The sequence below is a fragment of the Archangium gephyra genome, from assembly GCF_042230915.1.
In the GTDB taxonomy this organism is placed as follows: Bacteria; Myxococcota; Myxococcia; order Myxococcales; family Myxococcaceae; genus Archangium; species Archangium gephyra_B.
In genome coordinates this window covers 4,399,563-4,418,373 of the sequence record NZ_CP102578.1, presented here as the reverse complement: position 1 = coordinate 4,418,373, position 18,811 = coordinate 4,399,563, and the positions used below count along the sequence as shown (strand labels likewise).

Genomic DNA, 18,811 nt, shown 5'->3' with positions numbered 1-18,811 from the left:
CGAGGGCCGGGGGGCCCTCACGTCATGAGCTTGCGGGCCCGGGGGGCCACGGCGTCGCCCACCATGCCGCTCTCGCCCAGCAGCCGCTCCTCGGTGCGCGCCATCTTCTGCGCGTCCTTGGGGCGCTCGTGGTCGTAGCCCAGCAGGTGCAGCAGCCCATGCGCCAGATAGCGCGCCACCTCCGAGTCGAGCGTCCGCTCGTACTCCTTGGCCTGCCGCTTCGCCGTGTCCAGCGAGATGACCACGTCCCCGAGCTGCCTCGGCCCAGGCGTGCCCTTGGGCGCGTCCCCCGCCGGGAAGCTCAGCACGTCCGTCGCCTTGTCCTTCTTGCGCCACGTGCGGTTGAGCCGGCGGATGGCATGGTCGCCCACCAGGGAGATGGACAGCTCGCACCCCGACAGGTCCAGCTTGCGCAGGAACGTCTCCGCCAGCTCCGTCACCTGCTTCGAGAAGCGCTTGCCCTGCGGGTGCGCCACCTGCACCGTCACCCGGTTGTCCTCCGCTTCCTTGGGCGCCTCCTCGATGTGGGCGAGTTCCACCCGGAAGGCCGGCGCGCACAGGGAGTAGTAGTCACACGCCCCTTGCCCGTCGTTGCGGTACACCACCCGGTGGCCCCGGGGCACCATCCCCAGCTCCCCTTCCCCGATGAGCTGGCGCCGACCATCTACCACCAGCGTCAGCTCCCCCTTGAGGACGATGACCACCTCGTCGAACTCGGGAGTCTGGGCCGACTCGGACCAGCCCGGCGGCGCCAGCATCCGCGCCACCGACATGGAGTCGGTGCCCGTCGTCGCCGCGCCCACGAACTCCTCGATGCGCTTCCCATCCTCGCGCGGGATGATCTTGCCCTTGCGCAGCTTCACCACGTTCAACCTCCTCCGCCGCCTCAGGTACCCGTGCCCGCCGGGCGGGCCTTGCCATCCTGCTTCGCCGTCCCCGCCACCGTCAGCGCCGCCCCCTTGGGGCCCGCCTGCAGCGCCCCCGCCGGGTACTCCGGCCGCGCATGGTAGATGCCCTCCAGCGTGTGCAGGAAGGATTGTGCGATGAGGTTCAGGTCCCTGAGCGTCAGGTCACACTCGTCCAGCTGACCCTCGGAGAAGATGAGGTTGATCATCTTCTGCACCTGGGCCTGCAGCCGGGGCGTGGTGGGCTCGGGCAGCGCGCGCGTCGAGGCCTCCACCGCGTCGGCGATCATCACCAGCGCCGCCTCGCGGAACTGCGGCTTGGGGCCCGGGTAGCGGTAGATGCTCTCGTCGATGGGGGGCATGCCTTCCTTGCCCTCCTGCTCCTTGACGGCCTTGTGGAAGAAGTAGCCCACCAGCCGCGTGCCGTGGTGCTGCGGAATCGCATCCGCCACCAGCTTGGGCAGCCGGTACTGGCGCGCCATCTCCAGCCCCTCGGTGACGTGGCGCTTGATGATGACGGCGCTCATCGCCGGGGCGAGGCTGTCGTGCTTGTTCTCGCCCTTCTGGTTCTCGCCGAAGTAGAGCGGATTCCGGCCCTTGCCGATGTCGTGGTAGTACGCGCACGAGCGCGCCAGCAGCGGGTTGGCGCCAATGGCCTCCGCCGCGTTCTCCACCAGCGTGCCGATGATGATGGAGTGGTGGTAGGTGCCCGGCGCCTGGACGATGAGCTCCTTGAGCGCCGGGTGGTTGAGGTTGGCCAGCTCCAGCAGCTTCAGGTCCGAGGCGTAGCCGAACACGGACTCGATGAGCGGCGTGAGCGCCATCACCATCACCGGCACCGCCAGCGCCGTGCCCGCGCAGGCGAACACCGCTGTAATCAGCGTGTCCGGGGTGAGCCCCTTGCCCTCCGCCAGGAAGAGGCAGATCACCGCCAGCAGGTTGATGCCGCCAGTGCCCAGGCCCGCCTTGAAGAGGCCCACCCGGTCCTTGGCGCTGGAGACGCGGTCCGCCGCCACCAGCGCGCCCACCAGCGCGTAGATGCCGAAGGCCAGCGAGTTGCCCAACATCACCCCGCACAGGCACGCCAGCACCAGCGCGAAGAAGAGCGCCAGCTCCTCGGAGAGGACGAAGCGCACCAGCATGGCTCCGGCGGCCACCGGGAAGGCGTAATAGAAGGCCTCCAGGGGAATCGCCGTGTACCGGTCCTGCACCGCGTCCGCGATGGACACCCACACCTGCAGCAGGCCCAGCATCGACACGAGCAGCAGGCCCAGCAGCATCGCGTCCTTGCGCGTGGGGCGGAAGCGCCGGAAGGCCGCCCGGCAGAAGAGGTACGTGGCCGAGACGAGCAGCGCCACCAGCCCCGTGCCCCCCACCTGCAACTGCACCAGGTCCAACCGGTCCGTCTGGGAGCGCATGCCCCGGATGGCCACCAGGTGCGTCTCGTTGACGAGCTCCCCGTCCCCGATGACCCGCTGGCCCTTCTTGATGGAGATGACGGCGTCCTTCACCGCCGAGGCCGCCTGGCGCCGCCGCGCGTCCGTCTCCGCCAGGTTGATGGTGAGGTTGGGCCGCACCAGCCGCTTGGCCAGCCGCAGCACCGCCCGCCGCTGCACACCCGGCGAGTCCGGCAGCAGGTTGCCCGGAATGGAGGCGAACCGGTCCATCTCCATGTGCGCCTCGCGCACGTCCACTACCGTGGGCGCCGCCCCCGGCAGCGTCTGCTCCCCGTTGTGCCGCAGGTCCCTCACGGTGAGGCCCTGGGGCCCCTGCCGCGACAGCTCCTCGCGCGAGTTGGCGATGTACACCGGGGTGGGCTCGGAGAAGCCGTACGCCCGGTCCACCAGCGCCACCGTGGCCTGCTCCACCACCTCGGAGAAGCGCGCCGTGGCCAGGGCCTGGACGTCGTCGGGATCCAACGCCACGTCCTTGCGCCCGAACAGCAGCTCCTGGAAGTGCTCGCGCTCCTCGGCGGCCAGGACCAGCTTGCGCGGCTGCGCCTTGGGGGGAGCCTCGGGGGCCGCGGCCTCCGGGGAGGCCTCCTTCGCCGCCAGCCGCTGGCGCATCTCCTGGAAGGCCGTGCCCACCGACGCGCGGATCTCCATCAGCACGCCCGGGCTCAGGTCGTACACGGGCCGCACCGCGCCGCGCGCCTCCTGGCGCCGCTGCTCGGTCATCGCCTCGTGGATGATCTCGTAGTCCCGCCCGGCCTTGAAGCCCGCCGGGGAGTTGGCCCGGAAGGGCTTGCCCAGGTGATCCTCGGTGAGCGCGGGAATCTGCTGGCTGAAGAGGCCCGGGGAGATGACGAAGCCGGCCGCCACCGACACGGTCAGCAGCAGCAACAGACTCGTCAGGCGCCGACCCCAACGGGGGCCGAGCCGGAAGCGGTGGGCGAGCGCGTCCAGCGGACTGGGTCCGGGGGGCGACGATTCCGGTTCGGCCATGGGGTTGTCCAACCTATGGGAGGCGTGACGGGTTCATCAAGCAAAGCGGGCGGCGGAACTCCCTTCCGCCGCCCGTCGCTCGCTCACCCGGCTATCAAGCTTGGAAAATCAAGGGGTTGGCTTGTCGGATTCCGGCGCACGGGCAGCCCCTTCCGGCGCCGCCGCACCTGCAACCGCCCCCTCCGCCTCCTTGAGGGCCTTGGCGGCCTGCTGCGCCGCGTCGTACCGGTCGTAGGCGCGGATGACCTCCTGCACCAGCGGGTGGCGCACCACGTCCACCTCGGTGAACTCGGAGATGCAGATGCCCTCCACGTTCTTGAGGATGGAGCGCGCGTGGTGGAGACCGCTGGCCTTGCCCACCGGCAGGTCCACCTGCGTCACGTCGCCCGTGATGACCGCCTTGCTGTTGTAGCCCAGGCGGGTGAGGAACATCTTCATCTGCTCGATGGTGGTGTTCTGCGCCTCGTCGAGGATGACGAAGGAGTCATTGAGCGTGCGGCCGCGCATGAAGGCCAGCGGGGCCACCTCCACCACGCCCTGCTCGATCAGGTGCAGGGCGCGCTCGACGGCCATCATGTCGTGCAGCGCGTCGTAGAGCGGGCGCAGGTAGGGGTTGACCTTCTCGGCCAGGTCACCCGGGAGGAAGCCCAGCTTCTCACCGGCCTCGACGGCGGGACGCGCCAGGACGATGCGCTTGACCTTGCGCTCCTGCAGGGCGGCCACCGCCATGGCCATGGCGAGGTACGTCTTGCCGGTACCGGCGGGGCCGATGCCGAAGACGATGTCATGGGCGCGGATGGCGTCCACATAGCGCTTCTGCGCGATGCTCTTGGGGGCGATCTGCTTGTTGCCGGAGCTCTTGAGCACCGGGCTGTTCATCACGTCCTGGAGCGACTCGGCGCCGCCACGGCCCAGGACCTTGATGGCCTGCTCGACGTCCTCGCGGTAGACGGGGCGGCCGGCGCGGATGATGCCCTCGAGGTTCTCCACGAGGCGCACCGTGAAGGCCACGGCATCCGAGGGTCCGGACAGGTGGAGCTCGGTCCCTCGCTGTCCGACCCGGACGCCGAGCCGACGCTCCATGAGCTTCAGGTTCTCGTTCTGGTTGCCACACAGGGCCAGGGTCGTCGCGTTATCGCGGACATCCACCTTGGCGGAGGTGGGGCTGACTGCTGCTTGAGCCTCTACGGTGGCGGGGTTTCGCAATTCGTCTAATCCCTCGGGACGGGTGTCGGACAATTCAGAATCCTCACTGTCAAGCTAACGTCCTCCCACTGCCAGCGAAAGGAGGAAGCGAGCAGCCCACCTAGCGCAGGGGAGACAGGAGGATGAACTGCCGATCTGACGTACGGCGATAGTAATAATCGTCCCGCCACGGGTAGCGCAGGTCCTCCTGCTGGAGGAGCCCCACCTCCACCAGGGCGTCCAGGCGCTCGGGCAGGGCTCCCTTTTCCAGTCGAAACACTTCCAGGGCGGCTTCGATTCGGGCCTGTTGGGCGCGCGCCAGGAGACGCTGGGCCGCCGGGTCCGCGAACGAGGAGGCCGAGTCGTCCCCCAGGTCCCAGGTGTCCGGCCGCAGGCGCGAGCCCACGAAGCCCAGCGCGGCCAGCACCATGACGGTGACGACGGCGCGCGCCACCACACCGCCCACCCGGACGAGCAGGCCCGCCCCCCCCGCGGAGACGGCCCGGCCCGAGGACTGGTGGGCGCGGATGTATTCGAGGTTGAGCAGGTTGACGAGCGCCTTGCTGGTCTCGAACTCGCCCAGGCTGCTGAGGTCCACCAGCTTGCGCACGTCGCGGCCGGGGGCGATGAGCTCGTAGACGCGGCGCTCGGAGCTGCCGATGGACTTGAACTCGCCCTTGTTCTCGTCCTTCTTCTCCTCGGAGAAGGCGTCGTCGAAGGAGGCGTCGAAGTCGTCCTCCTCCTTCTTCTTGTTCTTGGGGTTGGGGGCGGGCAGCTCCTTGAGCCGCTCGAAGGTCATCGCCTCGTGGGGGAGCTTCTTGCGGACGTGGGGCCACTCGTCCACCATCCGGAAGCCTTCCATCAGCACGCTCTCGGCGCGCAGCGGCGTGATGGACTCGCTGTCCGCCTGCACTTCCTCCTGCTTGAACTCGTAGGTGCCCGCCTTCCAGAGGAAGAGCCCGTAGAGGGTCTCCGTCACCTGGAGCTGCATCATCGCCTTGAGCTTCTGCGCGGAGATGGCCCCGGTGCTGGTGAGCACGTCCCCGAGCCGCTTGAGGGTGCGCTTCTGCGTCTCCAGCGCGCTCTCGAGCTGCTGCTCGGTGATGAGCTCGGCGCGCACCAGCATGTTGCCGATGAGGTCCTTCTTCTTCCGCGTGACGCTCTCGGCGCGCACGATGTTGCCTTCCCGGAAGAAGACCTGGACCTCCTGCTCCTTGCTCTTGAGGTAGAGGACACCCGTCTTCTGCTGCTGACCGATCAGCTGCAGGATGTCCGCGATACCGAAGTCCTTGAGCGTTCCCGTCAGGGCCATCGTCGTCCCGGCCTACTCGTTCTGGCGGCGGTACAGGCCGCGCAACGTCAAAAGGTGAAGGGGAATGAGCAGCAGCAGCAGCGGCGCCAGCTTGAGGTACAGCGGCACCTCGCCATAGGGCGCGCGCAGCACCCCGGAGCGCAGCAGCACCCCGGACACCGCGAAGAGGAAGAAGAAGGCGTAGAGGGTGCCGCGCACCGTCAGCCCCTGGAAGAGGTGGCCCGCGCCGGACACCAGCGCGCCGAAGGCGTACGACACGCCGCTCTCCCACTGGCGGTGGCGCTCGATTTCAATCTGCTTGCGGGCCCGGACCCGCGCCTCCACCGCACCCTTGCGCGAGAAGGCGTTGACGCACTGGGCGCACATCTTGCTCGCCACGCCCAGCTCCTTGTCGCAGCGCCGGCACACCGGACGGCCACACTTCTCGCACTCGCGCGAGGCCTTCATGGACTGGCCCGCGAAGCCGAGCCCGAAGGCGAGCAGCGCGCCCAGCACCGGCAGGCCCCATGCGGTGAGTCCCGAGCCACCGCCGAGCAGCCGGCGCGACAGCTGCGCCTCCACGCGCTGGCCCGCCACCGGATCCTCCACCGCCGGCATGTCCGCCTCGGCGAGCGCCGGGGCGAGCAGGAGGCGGTTCATCAGCAGGCGATCCTCCGGCGGGCGCTGAAACATGAGCAGCGCGGGGTCCACACGCTGCGCGGCCTGGAGCGCATCGCGCGCCTTCTGGTTCTCCGAGCCGATCTCCGAGTCCGGCGCCACCGCGGCGCGGCGGCGGTACACCTCGGCCAGGTTGAAGGCGGCCGCGGCCAGTCCCGGGTCCGCCGCCGAGGCCTCGGTATACATCCGCGCCGCGCCGTCCTGGTCGCCCGTGGCCAGCAGCGCGTTGGCCAGGTTGGTCATCAGCCCCGCGTGGCTGGCGTTGCTCATGGCCGCCGCCGCCTTGTAGTGGGTGAGGGCCTCCTGCATCTGGCCGCGGCGGGCCTCGAAGCGCCCGAGCGCGTACAGCTCCGCGAACTCGACCTTCTCCTTCTTCTCGAAGCGCGCGCGCACCCGGTCCGCCACCGGCTCCGCGTTCAGGCCCCCGCGCTCCAGCACGTAGACGTCCTCGGCCACCGTCCCGGCGAAGGCCGAGGTCTCGGCGATCTTCCCGGCGCCGGACGGCACGAAGGCCGCCGCCACCAACAGCACCCCCGCCACCGCCCGCTCCAGCTTCGAGAGGTAGAGCGACACCGACAGCAGGAGGATGAGCAGCACGGGCACCAGGCCCAGCCGCAGCGCCACCGGCGTGCCGATCAGCAGCAGCACCGCCAGGGCCGCCGACTGCCACCTCGCCGCCGCCCGCGGGAAGAGGTGATGGAAGTCATGGAAGAAGTAGCGCGCGCGCCGCAGGAAGAGCACGCCCACCACCACCGCCGCCGTGGCCAGCACCGCCACCAGGAACACCGCCCCCAGGTCCGCCAGCGCCGGGCGCCGGTAGCGCGGATCCTTCAGCATCACCGAGAGCGCGGCCTTGATCTCCTTGCTGTAGGCGCCCACGTCGCCGGGCGAGCGGCGCGCATAGGCCTCGGCGAGCGCGAGCCGCGCATAGGGAAGGTTGGGTGAGAGCGACACCGCGTGCTCCACCAATTGCAGCGCGCCGGCGGTGTCGTTGGCCTTGCGCCGCCCCTCGGCCGCCCGGATGAAGCCGATGCTGAGCGACTCCATGTCCAGCGCGGCCACGTCGTCCTTGAGCGCCACCAGCTCATGCTGCGCCTTGCGGGCCGACTCCATGTCCAGCGCGGCCACCGCCTTCTGCCACTTGTCCCAGGCGGCCTGCAGATTCGCGTCCGTCACCCGCGGGGTGAGGATGTCCGGAGGCGGCGGGCGGATCACCGGGGCCGGAGCGGCGGGCTTCGGCTTCTCCACCACCGTGGGCACCGAGGGCGTCTCCTCCGGGGCCGCGGCCTGCTCCTCGGGCTGCTCGTCCTGCGACTTCTGGCCCTTGCGGTTCTTGCCGCGGCCAGCGCGCGTGGAGCCCTCGTCCGAGTCCTCCTCGGACGAGTCGTCGATCACGTCATCCGACGAGGGCTCGACGGTCATCTCGCCCGGCTCCAACATCGAGGGATCGTCGTACGAGGGCTTCTCGGCGGGAGCCTGGCGCGGCGGCTTCTGCGCGGAGCCCGGGCGCGGCGGCTTTTGCGCATGCGCCTGCGGCGCGGGCATCCACAGCGCGAGGCACATCATCAACGACAGGAGGCGCAACAGAGGGAGGCGCGACATTCGGGGTCCCGATGATAGGCGACGGGCCACCCCTGCGGAAGTTGTGATCCCCCTTTCACGGTTCCCCCGTGTTACGAGGAACTCGCTCGCTCGCCCGGGGAGGAGAAGGAAACATGAGTGCAGCAGGGGAGCAATTGGACAGGCTGGTGGAAATCATGGCCCGCCTCCGTTCCCAGGAAGGTTGCCCATGGGACAGAGAGCAGGACCTGCGCTCGATGCGTCCCTACCTGACCGAGGAGGCCTTCGAGGTCATCGACGAGATGGACCGGGTGGCCGAGGGCGGCCCGTGGCGGGCCCTGTGCGAGGAGCTGGGGGATCTGCTCTTCCAGATCGTCTTCCACGCCCGGCTCGCCGAGGAGCTGGGCGAGTTCTCCATGGCGGACGTGTCCCAGTCCATCAGCGACAAGCTCACCCACCGCCACCCGCACGTCTTCGGCGAGCGGCAGGCGGACGGCACCCCACAGCCGCTGGCCAACTGGGCCAGGCTGAAGGCCGAGGAGCGCAAGAAGAAGACGGGCCGGGAGGGCTCGGTGCTGGATGGCGTGCCCACGGGCGCCCCCGCCCTGCTGCGCGCCGAGCGGCTCACGGAGAAGGCCAGCCGCATCGGCTTCGACTGGCCGAGCCTCCAGGAGGTGCGCGCCAAGCTGTACGAGGAGCTGGGGGAGCTGGACGAGGCCATCGCCTCGGGCAACCGCGACGAGCTGGAGCACGAGCTGGGCGACGTCCTCTTCTCCCTGGCCAACCTCGCGCGCTTTCTCCAGACGCCGGCCGAGGACGCCCTGCGGATGGCCAGCCGCCGCTTCACCACGCGCTTCCAGCACATCGAGTCCGCCCTGCGCGCCGAGGGCATCCCCCTGGGCGAGGCCACCCTGGAGCACATGGACCGGCACTGGGACGCCGCCAAGGCCGTGGAGAAGTCCCTGCCGCCCCCCCTGCGCGTCCCCCGCGCGCCCCTGGTGGCCCTGCGCCTGCCCGTGGCGGACCTCGACGCCCAGCGGGCCTTCTGGGAGCGGCTCGCCCCGCTCCTCGGTTGGAGCGCGGAACGGGGAGCGGCCGACGAGGCGGCCTACGGTGACGGGTTGTACCGGCTCGTCTTCACTCGGGGCCCGGGTACCCCCTCCCCCACCACGGTGACGTTCGGAGCCCCCTCGGCCCAGGCCGTGGAGCGGCTGCGGACCCTCCTGGAGGGCACCTCCCCCGGCTGCGTGCTGGAGGGCGGGGGTGACACCGGGAGGATCACCTTCCAGGACCCCGCCGGCCTGCGTTGGGAATACGCCTTCGGAGCCCGCTGATTGATCTGTCTCGGGCGTCCAGATGGTGGCACGGATCACGCAGGTCTTGACGCTCAGTGAGCGCCGAAGTAGGTACGGCGCCTCTTTTCCACAGAAGTAAGCTGGAGATCACCTTGGCCAACACCAAGTCCGCAGAGAAGCGTAACCGCCAGGCCCAGAAGCGCCGCGCCCGCAACGTCAACGTCCGCACCACGGTGAAGGACGCCGTGAAGAGCCTGCGCGACACCCTCACCACCAACGACACGGCGAAGACCGGGGACGCCCTCAAGGCCGCCACCCGCACGATCGCCAAGGCCGCCTCCAAGGGCGTCATCCACAAGCGCGCCGCCTCGCGCCGCATCTCCCGGCTCGCCAAGGCGACGAACCGCGCCAAGGCCGCCGCGAAGTAGTCGTCGCGGCCCTACCAGTTGCTGGCCAACCGGTCGTAACCCTCGCGCATCAACGTCTCGGCGAGACGGTGCAGCGCGGCCCGCCGGTTGGCCTCGACTTCCAGGACGTCTCCCGACACGCCACTCGCGGTGCCCGGGAGGAAGTCCTCCGCCCCGGAGACCTCCGTCTCCGCCAGCACCCGTCCGTCCCGCATCAGCCGCAGCAGCACCACCGCGGAGGCCTGGTAGCTGGCCACCCGCGAAGCGGTGCCCGCGGTGCCGCCCTGAAAGACGGGCTCGGCGACGACGGTGGGCCCCGTGCCCACGCTCCTCACCACCCCCTCCAGGGTGGCCTCGCAGGCCCCCGTTCCGCCCAGCGTTCCCGCGCGCACCAGCTCCTGGCGCAGGAGCCGCGTGAAGAGCACCTCCAGGCCCGGCTCGGCCGTGTCGTTGCGGAAGACGGGCGCGCACACCGAGCGCACGCCCTCGGGCAGCCCCGCCCCCCGGGACGTGAAGCGGTAGCCGCACCCGGCCGCCGACAGCAAGAGAACCCACCCCATCACGCGCATGCGGGACATGGCGCCCACACTAGCGGCGCGATCCCAAGGGTCAAGCGCGAGGGGTGAGCCGTCCGGAGCGGACGAGGAAACGAGCTACGGGGAGGGCTCGGAGGGCTCGTTCACCTTCACGCCGCGCGAGCGCACCGCGTCCGCGAGCGTGAGCCAGGCCGAGCGCAGACGCTGCTCCACGGAGGAGCCCCGCCGCACGGTACCCAGCACCCAGCGCGTCTCCACCTGGCCGGTGGACTCCAGGACGAGCGTGTAGCGCCGCCCGGAGCGCACGAGGGCCACCCCCGCCAGCGCCAGCAGCGCGAGCAGCACGCGCACGCCCTGCTGAGCCACGAAGGGCAGCAGCACGATGGCTCCGGCGGAGAGGACCAGGGCCTCGTAGAGCGGCCGGGACACCAGGGAGAGCCGGCGCAGGCTGGGCAGCTCGAGGAGGAAGGGCGTGGCGAAGGCGCCCGGACGGTAGGAGAGGCGGTTGCCCTCCCCCACCAGGACACGCCCACCCGGGAGCTCCGCCGAGAGGAAACGCTCCGGGGAGGAGGCACCTACCGCCGAAGGCAGGGGGGCGTCGGGCAGCTCCCCCCCGCACGCGGCACAGCGGAGGCCCGCCCCCGCCTGCTGGGGACGGCCGCACCGCTTGCACATGACGAGGACCTCGGTCGGCACCGGGCTCCCGTCTCAGCCGACGACGAAGTTCACCAGCCGCTTGGGCACGAAGACGAACTTGCGCAGCGTCTTGCCCGCCATGGCCGCCTGCACCCGCTCGTCCGCCTCGGCCAGGGCCCGCACATCCGCCTCGGCCGCGTCCACCGGCACGCGGATCTCCGCGCGCAGCTTGCCGTTCACCTGCACCGCGTACGGAATCACGTCGTCCACCACCAGGGCCGGGTCGAACTCCGGCCAGCCCTGCGTGACGGTGAAGTCCTTCGCGCCGTAGGACTCGGCGATCTCCTCGGCCACGTGCGGGGCGAACGGCGTCAGCACCACGGACAGGAACCGCATGGCCTCGGCCATGGCGGCCTTCTCCGCGGGCGTCTCCGGCGTGCCCAGCGCGTACAGCGCGTTCACGTACTCCATGATGCCGGCGATGGCGGTGTTGAAGGACAGCCGCTCGATGGCCTCCCCCACCCGCTTGAGCGCCTTGTGCGCCGCGCGCCGGATCTCCAGCGCCTTGCCCTCGTAGGTGCCCGCGTGCGTGGCCCCCGCCGCCACGGCGTGGTGGGTGCTGGCCAGCGTCCACACCCGCTTCAGGAAGCGGAAGACGCCCTCCACCTGCTCGTGGGACCAGTCGAAGTCACGCTCGGGCGGGCCGGCGAACAGCACGTAGGTGCGCGCGGTGTCCGCACCGTACTTCTGCACGATGGAGGACGGGGCCACGCCGTTGCCGTAGCGCTTGCCCATCTTCCGGCCGTCCGCGCCGTTGACGATGCCCTGGGTGATCAGCCGCTTGACGGGCTCGTCCACCGGCACCAGGCCCAGCAGCTTCATCACGCGGAACCAGAAGCGGAAGTACAGCAGGTGCATGACCGCGTGCTCGGGGCCACCCACGTACACGTCCACCGGCAGCCAGCGCTGGGCCTCCTTCGGATCGAAGGGCCCCTCGTTGTAGTGCGGCGACAGGTAGCGCGCGAAGTACCAGCAGGAGTCGACGAAGGTGTCCATCGTCTCCGTCTCGCGCCGCGCGGGGCCCTTGCACGTGGGACACGTGGTGTTCACCCACGAGGGCACCTTGGCCAGGGGCGGCTCGCCCTTGCCCGTCAGCACCGTCTGGGTGTCGATCTCCGGCAGGCGCACCGGCAACTGCTCCAGCGGCACCGGCTGGCCCTTGCGCTCCGGATCGCACTTCTCGCAGTAGACGATGGGGATGGGCGTGCCCCAGTAGCGCTGGCGGCTGAAGCCCCAGTCCTTCTGGCGGTACGTCACCTTGGGCTCGCCGCGGCCCTCGGCCCGCAACTTCTCGCCCATCTTCTTGCGCGCCTCGGCCGACGGCAGGCCCGAGTACTCGCCCGAGTCCACCAGCACGCCGTCTTCGGTGTACGCCTTCTCCAGCGCGTCCCCCGGCGGCAGCTTGTCCCCGGCGGCCGGCTGCACCACCACCTTGATGGGCAGGGCGTACTTGCGCGCGAAGTCGAAGTCGCGCTCGTCGTGCGCCGGCACGCTCATCACCGCGCCCGTGCCGTAGTCGGACAGCACGAAGTTGGCGATCCAGATGGGCACCGGCTGGCCCGTGAAGGGGTTGATGGCGTGCGCCCCGGTGAAGACACCCTCCTTCGTCACGCCCTCGGCGGTGCGGTCCGTCTTGGAGGTGGCGGCCATCCGCTTCACGAAAGCGTCCACCTCGGCGCGCTGCGCGGGCGTGGTCAGCTGCGCCACCAGCTTGTGGTCCGGCGCCAGCACCACGTAGGTGCAGCCGTAGATGGTGTCGATGCGCGTGGTGAAGACGCGGATGCGCGCCTCACTGCCCGGGACGTTGAAGTCCGCCTCCACGCCCTCGGAGCGGCCAATCCAGTTGCGCTGCATCGAGGTGATGCGCTCGGGCCACTCCTTCAGCTCGTCCAGGCCGTCCAGCAGCGCCTGCGAGTACTGGGTGATGCGGAACGCCCACTCGGGCTGCTCCCGGTCCACCACCGGCGACTCGCAGCGCTCGCACGTGCCGTCCTTCACCTGCTCGTTGGCGATGACCGTATGGCAGCCCGTGCACCAGTTCACCTTGCTGAAGCGGCGGAACACCAGGCCCCGCTGCAGCATCTGGATGAAGAACCACTGGTTCCACCGGTAGTACTCGGGATCGCTGGTGTTGACCTCGCGCGACCAGTCGTAGCTGTAGCCCAGCGTGCCCATCTCCTTCTTGAAGGAGTCGATGTTCTCGCGGGTCCGCACCGCCGGGTGCACGCCGTCCTTGATGGCCGCGTTCTCCGCCGGCAGGCCCAGGGCGTCCCACCCCATGGGGTGCAGCACGTCGTAGCCGCGCATCTGGAAGTAGCGCGCGTAGACATCACCGATGAGGTAGTTGCGCACGTGCCCCATGTGCATCTGACCGCTGGGGTACGGCAGCATCTCGAGGATGTACTTCTTCGGGGCTCCAGGGCGCTTGCCTGCCCGGAACACTCCCGCCTCATCCCAACGGGTCTGCCACTTCTGCTCGATTGCCTGCGGCTCGTAACGCTCGTTCATGGCCATGACGGGGTGCGTCTTAGTGGGACGCACGTCTCCAAGCAACAACAGACGCCCGGCTCCGTATCCCTCTGACGCCTGGCATCCAGGCACACGCGGGCCAGAGGTCGGCTCCACAACAGGCGCCCGCCGGGCTGGCCGCCGCTACTCCAGGCGCAGCAGGCCCTTCACCGTGTCCTGCACCACCTTGGACTGCACCGGCTTGACCAGGTAGGCGCTCGCCCCGAGCGCCATGGCGCGCTCCCGGTCCTCCACGGCCGACTCGGTGGTGATGACCACGATGGGCACCGTGCGGTACGCGTCCGTCTGCCGGATGTGGCGGATGAGCTTGAGCCCGTCCATCAACGGCATGTTGATGTCCGTCAGCACCAAGTCGTAGCGGCCGAGGGTGAGCTTCTTGAGGCCCTCGGCCCCGTCCTGCGCCTCGTCGGTGTGGAGCCACGGGCCCAAGCGCTGCAGCGCGTACATGAGACTGCGCCGCATGGCCAGAGAGTCATCCACCACCAGGGCCCGGATCTGCTGCGTCATGGCGCCCAACCATAGCACCGCCGGGCACCCGCGCGATTAGAGAACCCGGTCCTCGCACCCCAAACCCGAGGCCTCGCCACAGCCATAGGCCTGGCCCTCCACCCGGAGGAACCGGCCCGCCAGCGTCTGCTCGCCCTCCCCCAGCGGCGAGCACTCGGGCGCCGACTTCTGGAGCCTCCAGCGCCGCGCGTAGGTCAACTGGTCATACCGCCGCACGTCGATGTTGAGCTGGTACGCGTAGCGGGGCGCCGTCTGCTGGGGCACCTGCTTGCAGTAGCCCGGGCTTGCCGAATCTCCCCGGCATTGGGTCGTGTACGAGGCGCTCGTCCAGCTCACCGGCACCTGCCTCATCAGCGGCCCCAGGGGCAGGACCCCCACCCGCCAGCCGTAATCGAGCGTCGCGACGGGCTCGATGTGGGTCCGGCACTCCAGCCACTGCCCGTCCTTCTGGGCCGCGTACACGACGTTCAGGTCGCTCACGTACCGCGCCCCGACGGCCTCGGCCTGCTCCAGGAACTTCAGCACCGACTCGTCCTGCTTCTCACCCAGGGGCATCGCGAGCGACCACTCCGGCAGCCCGGACTTGACCGCATCGTCCTTCTTCACCACGAGCAGCCCCTCCGGCTTCGCACCCGGTGCCCGGTAACCCTCGGGGGCATGGGCACAGGCCATCAAGCCCGACACCGCCACCGAGACCGCGATCAGCCACCCCTTCTGACCCTTCATGCACTCCTCCCAAATGAGCGGATACGTCAGGAGAACGCTCGCCGGTTCCTCCCATATCGGCCGGGCGGCCGGGCAGGCGGCCCCGAAGCCCGACGAGACAGGTCATGCGCCCGGCGTTACCTGAGAGGAATGCCCGAAGGGAACATCCTCCATCGTATCGCCCGGATCCACGGCCAGTGGCTCGTGGGACGGAGCTTCACCGCGGACTCGCCCCAGGGGCGCTTCTCGGCGGGTGCCCGGCAGCTGTCGGGCCGAGCGCTCGTGAGCGTGGACGCGCATGGCAAGCACCTCTTCCACCACTTCGAGGGCGGGGTGCGACTGCACATCCACCTGGGGCTCGTCGGCCACCTGCGGCACTTCCGTTTCCGGGCCCCTCCCCCCTCTTCCGCTTGCCGGCTGCGGCTGTCCTCGCCTCCCGTGACGCTCCACCTCGCCGGGCCTCAGGCCTGTGAGCTGCTCAGCCCCGAGCACGAGGCCACCCTCCGCTCCCGGCTGGGGCAGGATCCGCTGCGCCCCGACGCCTCGCCCGCACGTGCCTTCGAGGCCCTCCGCCGGGGACGGCTTCCCCTCGCGGCCGCGATGCTCGACCAGGAGCGCATCGCCGGCGTGGGCAACATCCTGCGCGCCGAGGCCCTCTTCCTCGCGCGCCTGCCGCCCCTGCGCCCCGCCTCGGAGCTGAGCCTCTCGGACTTCGAGCGCCTGTGGGAGGCCCTCCGCCGGCTGATGGAGGACGCGGCCCGCGACGGGCGCATCGTCACGCCCCAGGCCCCCCCGGCCCCCTGGGAGACTCCCGGCAGGCGCCGCGAGGATCGCTTCTGCGTCTACGATCGCGCCGGACAGCCCTGTCCCCGGTGTACCACCCCCATCTCGCGCGTGGCGCTCTCCGGCCGCGGGCTGTTCTTCTGCCCCGGCTGCCAGACGCCAGGCGCCCAGGGCAAACCGGCGCGCCGTCCTCGAGCCGCGCCCTCCGGACGCGCCCGGCCTCGAGCGCCCTGACAGTCCCCATGCGCCAGGGCCCCCGGTCGGCTACAACTCCTGTCCATGCTCCGCCGCGCCGCTCTCGCCGCCTTCGGCCTCTCGCTGGCCGCCTGCTCCACCCCGCAGCACAACACCCGGGAGGTGCTCCAGCGCGCCGACACCCGCTTCTTCATCCGCGAGCAGTGCCAGCCCAAGAGCACCGCCGCCCTCTCCCGCGCCCAGGTCTCCGGGCTCGACGAGCTGCCCGCGGCCCTTCGCGACCGCCTCCTCGCGGACCTCCCCATGGAAGCCTCCGGGAGCAGACCCTTCATCCAGTGCCAGGATGTCGCGGCGCGGCTCCTCGAGGACCGGCTCCACGCGCTCTGCTGGCCGGAGGCGCGCGTGACGTGGCAGGCGGACACCGCGCCCGGTGCATCCACCGCCCAGCCCCGGCTGAGTGTCCAGCTCGGAGCGCGCTACCAGGTGGACGCCATCTGGGTCGTCCAGCGCAAGAACGCCACGGTTCCAGCCACCCGCATCATCAAGGCGGCCCAGAGCGCGCTCCCCAAGGACAGGGCCTGCACGGCCCGCACGTTCGAGGACATCCACGCCCAGGTCTCCAAGCTCGGGACGTTCCACCGGGTGCTGGTGGTCCCAGGCCCACCGTTGGGCGGCGAGCAGAAGAAGGTGCCCGTGGTCGTCGACATCAGCGAGAAGCCTCCGGCCCCCCGCGGCAAGTGACCGGGCACGCACCCGGATCCTGAGTGGCCTTCTCAGGTGGAGGCGTGGGAGAGCTGGCGGAACAGCTCCGTGTGCTCGGGATGGCGGGCGGCCAGTTCCTCGCCTCGGGGCATCTCCCAGTCCGCGAAGTCGAAACCCGGACCCACCGTGCAACCGCACAGCGTGTAGTCCCCCGCGGGCCGTGCCGCCTGTAGCACTCCGGCCGGCACGAGCACCTGCGGCCGCTCGCCCCTCGCGACGTCCCGGCCCAGCGTCACCGTCTCCAGGCGGCCGCGCTCGTCGAGCAGGTACATCGTCAGCGCGTGCCCGTCGTAGAAGTGCCACAGCTCGTCCGAGGTCACCCGGTGCCAGGCCGCGAACGTGCCTCGCGGCAGCAGGTAGTAGATGGCCGTGCCCACCGAGCGCGTGCCTCGCGGCGTCTCCACCGGCACCGTCGAGCGCCAAGTCTCCCGGTAGAAGCCGCCCTCGGGATGGGGCGCCAGCCCCAGTGTCCTCACCAGTTCATCGACCATGCCGGCGAGTGTAGCGCCACCGTGGCATGGGGTACGGTCTGTCCGTATGCGCCAGTCCCTTCATCGTCGGCGAGGGTTCCGCCTCGTCGCGCTCATGCTCGCCCTGCTGGGCGTGGGATGGGCGAGCTCCGGCGCGCTGGTCACCTGGCGGCTCACGTGCAGATCCCGGCCCGTCTTCCCCGAGCCGGCTCCGGCGCTCGCCCGAGGCACCATCGAGGAGCATCGGCTCATCGCGCCCGATGGCCTCGGAGTGGGAGCGTGGCTGGTGCGGGGAGAGCCCGGCGCACCGTGCGTGCTGATGCTCCACGGCAACGGGGGCTCGCGCACCTCGCTGCGCTCCCTCCTCGAGGAGCTCGCCGGACAGGGGCACTGCGTGCTGGCCCTCAGCCTCCGCACCCATGGGGACTCGGAGGGCGAAGTGAATGACTTCGGCTGGAGCGCCCGTCAGGACGTGCTCGCCGGCATCGCCTTCCTCGAACGCGAGGCACCGGACCGTCCGAGGGTCGTGTTCGGCACCTCGCTCGGGGCCGCGGCCGCCATCTTCGCCTCGCGGGAGGTGGGCTCGCGCGTCCACGGGTACGTGCTCGAATCGCCCTACCGGGACCTGCGCACCGCCGTGGCCAACCGGCTGGAGAGATACCTGTTGCCCGGGCTCGACCGACTGGCGTTCCACGGCATGTGGCTCTTCGGAGACGCCCTGCTGCCCGTTCCCGCGGAGCAGCTCCGTCCGGTCGACCATGTGACCGGCATTCCACAAGAGGTCCCCGTGCTGTTCCTGGCGGGAGCGAAGGACCGCCACGCACGCCTCTTCGAGGTGGAGGCCCTCGCCGGACGCATTGCCTCCCATGCCCGGCTGGAGGTATTCCGCGAGGGCAACCACGGGACACTCCAGCGCTCCGAGCCCGAGCGCTACCAGCGGCTCCTGCTCGACTTCGTGCGCGCCTCCGCGCAGCGGTGAGTCTGGCTCGAGGCCTGGGAGGGAGTCCGACCGGCTGGCGCGAGGAGAAGGGCCTGTCTATCTTGCGCCGCCAGCACCGACTCCAGCGCGGCCCCATGGGACACGTTCACATCATCCGAGACTTCCCCTCCCCGCTCGAGGGCCGCCCCCGCACCGTGCGCATCTACACGCCGGATGCCTACGACTCCGCCCCCGCGGGCCACCGCTTCCCCGTCCTCTACATGCACGACGGGCAGAACGTCTTCGCCCACCCCGAGTCCGCCGTCTACGAGACCTGGTGCGCCAACCTCACGCTCGAGCACCTCGTGCACGAGGGCAGCGTGGAGCCGTGGCTCATCGTCGCCGTGGACTCCACGAACAACCGGCTCGCCGAGTACTCCCCCTGGGACGAGCCGCGCAGCCACATCCGCGCCCAGGCCGAGCCCTACGTCCGCTTCCTCGTCGACTCGCTCAAGCCCTACGTCGACAGCGTCTACCGCACCCGCCAGGGCCCCCAGTGGACGGGCATCATGGGCTCGTCCCTCGGCGGGTTGATGGCGCTCTACCTCGGCAGGCGCTACCCGGAGCTGTTCGGCCGCATCGGCGGACTGTCACCCTCGGTGATGTGGGGATGGAACCGGCTCTTTTCGGAGTGGACGGCGCACACCCGGAGATGGTCGCGCATCTACCTGGATGCCGGTGGCGCGGAGATCATCGATCCCGTCGGCTACACCATGTACTACGGCGACGCCACGCGCGACTTCTACCACCACCTCAAGCGCCTGGGTTACGCCGACCACGAGCTGCTCTTCCTGCTGGAGCCGGGCGGCCGCCACCACGAGCTGGACTGGCAACGGCGGCTGCCCTTCGCCATGCGCTGGCTGCTGCTCTGAGGAGGCCGGGAG

Annotated in this window: 17 protein-coding genes; 6 read left to right on the top strand and 11 right to left on the bottom strand. The window is 70.3% G+C overall.

Going from position 1 to position 18,811, the window contains the following annotated elements; genetic code table 11:
• Positions 1–17: 17 nt before the first annotated feature.
• The 5 genes from ybeY to NR798_RS17665 all read right to left on the bottom strand — a co-directional run bounded on the left by ybeY (position 18) and on the right by NR798_RS17665 (position 8,105).
• The gene (gene ybeY, locus NR798_RS17685; protein ID WP_375773783.1) at positions 18–863 is read right to left on the bottom strand and encodes an rRNA maturation RNase YbeY; all 846 of its coding nucleotides are present in this window, start codon (positions 861–863) and stop codon (positions 18–20) included.
• A 23-nt stretch (positions 864–886) separates the two neighbouring features.
• Entirely contained in the window at positions 887–3,349 is a 2,463-nt protein-coding gene (locus NR798_RS17680; protein WP_375772653.1) for an HD family phosphohydrolase, read from the bottom strand.
• A gap of 108 nt (positions 3,350–3,457) precedes the next feature.
• A complete protein-coding gene (locus NR798_RS17675) occupies positions 3,458–4,555 on the bottom strand; it encodes a PhoH family protein (RefSeq protein ID WP_375772652.1) in 1,098 nt (365 codons plus the stop codon).
• Positions 4,556–4,655: 100 nt separating this feature from the next.
• On the bottom strand, positions 4,656–5,846 hold the full coding sequence (locus tag NR798_RS17670) for a DUF4388 domain-containing protein (RefSeq protein WP_375772651.1): 1,191 nt from the start codon (positions 5,844–5,846) through the stop codon (positions 4,656–4,658).
• Between the two features lie 12 nt (positions 5,847–5,858).
• Positions 5,859–8,105: a hypothetical protein gene (locus NR798_RS17665; protein ID WP_375772650.1), complete on the bottom strand. Its 2,247-nt coding sequence runs from the start codon at positions 8,103–8,105 to the stop codon at positions 5,859–5,861.
• Between the two features lie 113 nt (positions 8,106–8,218).
• On the opposite strand from NR798_RS17665, the gene mazG reads away from it, so the two are divergent.
• Positions 8,219–9,397 (top strand): nucleoside triphosphate pyrophosphohydrolase, encoded by a 1,179-nt coding sequence (mazG, locus tag NR798_RS17660; protein ID WP_375772649.1) that lies wholly within the window; start codon positions 8,219–8,221, stop codon positions 9,395–9,397.
• 113 nt (positions 9,398–9,510) lie between these two features.
• Positions 9,511–9,786: a 30S ribosomal protein S20 gene (rpsT, locus tag NR798_RS17655; protein WP_375772648.1), complete on the top strand. Its 276-nt coding sequence runs from the start codon at positions 9,511–9,513 to the stop codon at positions 9,784–9,786.
• A gap of 11 nt (positions 9,787–9,797) precedes the next feature.
• On the opposite strand, the gene lptE is transcribed toward rpsT, so the two are convergent.
• The 5 genes from lptE to NR798_RS17630 all read right to left on the bottom strand — a co-directional run bounded on the left by lptE (position 9,798) and on the right by NR798_RS17630 (position 14,759).
• Positions 9,798–10,343, bottom strand: coding sequence for an LPS assembly lipoprotein LptE (gene lptE, locus NR798_RS17650; protein WP_375772647.1), 546 nt, complete (start codon positions 10,341–10,343; stop codon positions 9,798–9,800).
• Between the two features lie 75 nt (positions 10,344–10,418).
• Positions 10,419–10,997 carry a hypothetical protein gene (locus tag NR798_RS17645; RefSeq protein ID WP_375772646.1) on the bottom strand — a complete coding sequence of 193 codons (579 nt, stop codon included), beginning with the start codon at positions 10,995–10,997 and terminating at the stop codon, positions 10,419–10,421.
• Between the two features lie 12 nt (positions 10,998–11,009).
• Positions 11,010–13,511, bottom strand: a complete 2,502-nt coding sequence (leuS, locus tag NR798_RS17640; protein WP_375773782.1) for a leucine--tRNA ligase — start codon at positions 13,509–13,511, stop codon at positions 11,010–11,012.
• A gap of 138 nt (positions 13,512–13,649) precedes the next feature.
• Complete coding sequence (locus NR798_RS17635; protein WP_375772645.1) at positions 13,650–14,033, bottom strand: response regulator; 384 nt, start codon at positions 14,031–14,033, stop codon at positions 13,650–13,652.
• A gap of 36 nt (positions 14,034–14,069) precedes the next feature.
• Positions 14,070–14,759, bottom strand: coding sequence for a hypothetical protein (locus tag NR798_RS17630; RefSeq protein WP_375772644.1), 690 nt, complete (start codon positions 14,757–14,759; stop codon positions 14,070–14,072).
• Positions 14,760–14,888: 129 nt separating this feature from the next.
• Between NR798_RS17630 and NR798_RS17625 the strand changes: the two genes are divergently transcribed.
• Positions 14,889–15,755, top strand: a complete 867-nt coding sequence (locus NR798_RS17625; RefSeq protein WP_375772643.1) for an Fpg/Nei family DNA glycosylase — start codon at positions 14,889–14,891, stop codon at positions 15,753–15,755.
• A gap of 45 nt (positions 15,756–15,800) precedes the next feature.
• Complete coding sequence (locus NR798_RS17620; protein ID WP_375772642.1) at positions 15,801–16,457, top strand: hypothetical protein; 657 nt, start codon at positions 15,801–15,803, stop codon at positions 16,455–16,457.
• Positions 16,458–16,489: 32 nt separating this feature from the next.
• Here the strand turns inward: NR798_RS17620 and NR798_RS17615 are convergent, their stop codons facing one another.
• Positions 16,490–16,969 carry a cupin domain-containing protein gene (locus NR798_RS17615; protein WP_375772641.1) on the bottom strand — a complete coding sequence of 160 codons (480 nt, stop codon included), beginning with the start codon at positions 16,967–16,969 and terminating at the stop codon, positions 16,490–16,492.
• Between the two features lie 46 nt (positions 16,970–17,015).
• Between NR798_RS17615 and NR798_RS17610 the strand changes: the two genes are divergently transcribed.
• Together NR798_RS17610 and NR798_RS17605 are read left to right on the top strand one after the other, a co-directional pair.
• A complete protein-coding gene (locus NR798_RS17610) occupies positions 17,016–17,927 on the top strand; it encodes an alpha/beta hydrolase (protein WP_375772640.1) in 912 nt (303 codons plus the stop codon).
• Between the two features lie 95 nt (positions 17,928–18,022).
• Positions 18,023–18,799, top strand: a complete 777-nt coding sequence (locus NR798_RS17605) for an alpha/beta hydrolase (RefSeq protein ID WP_375772639.1) — start codon at positions 18,023–18,025, stop codon at positions 18,797–18,799.
• The last annotated feature ends 12 nt before the right edge of the window (positions 18,800–18,811 follow it).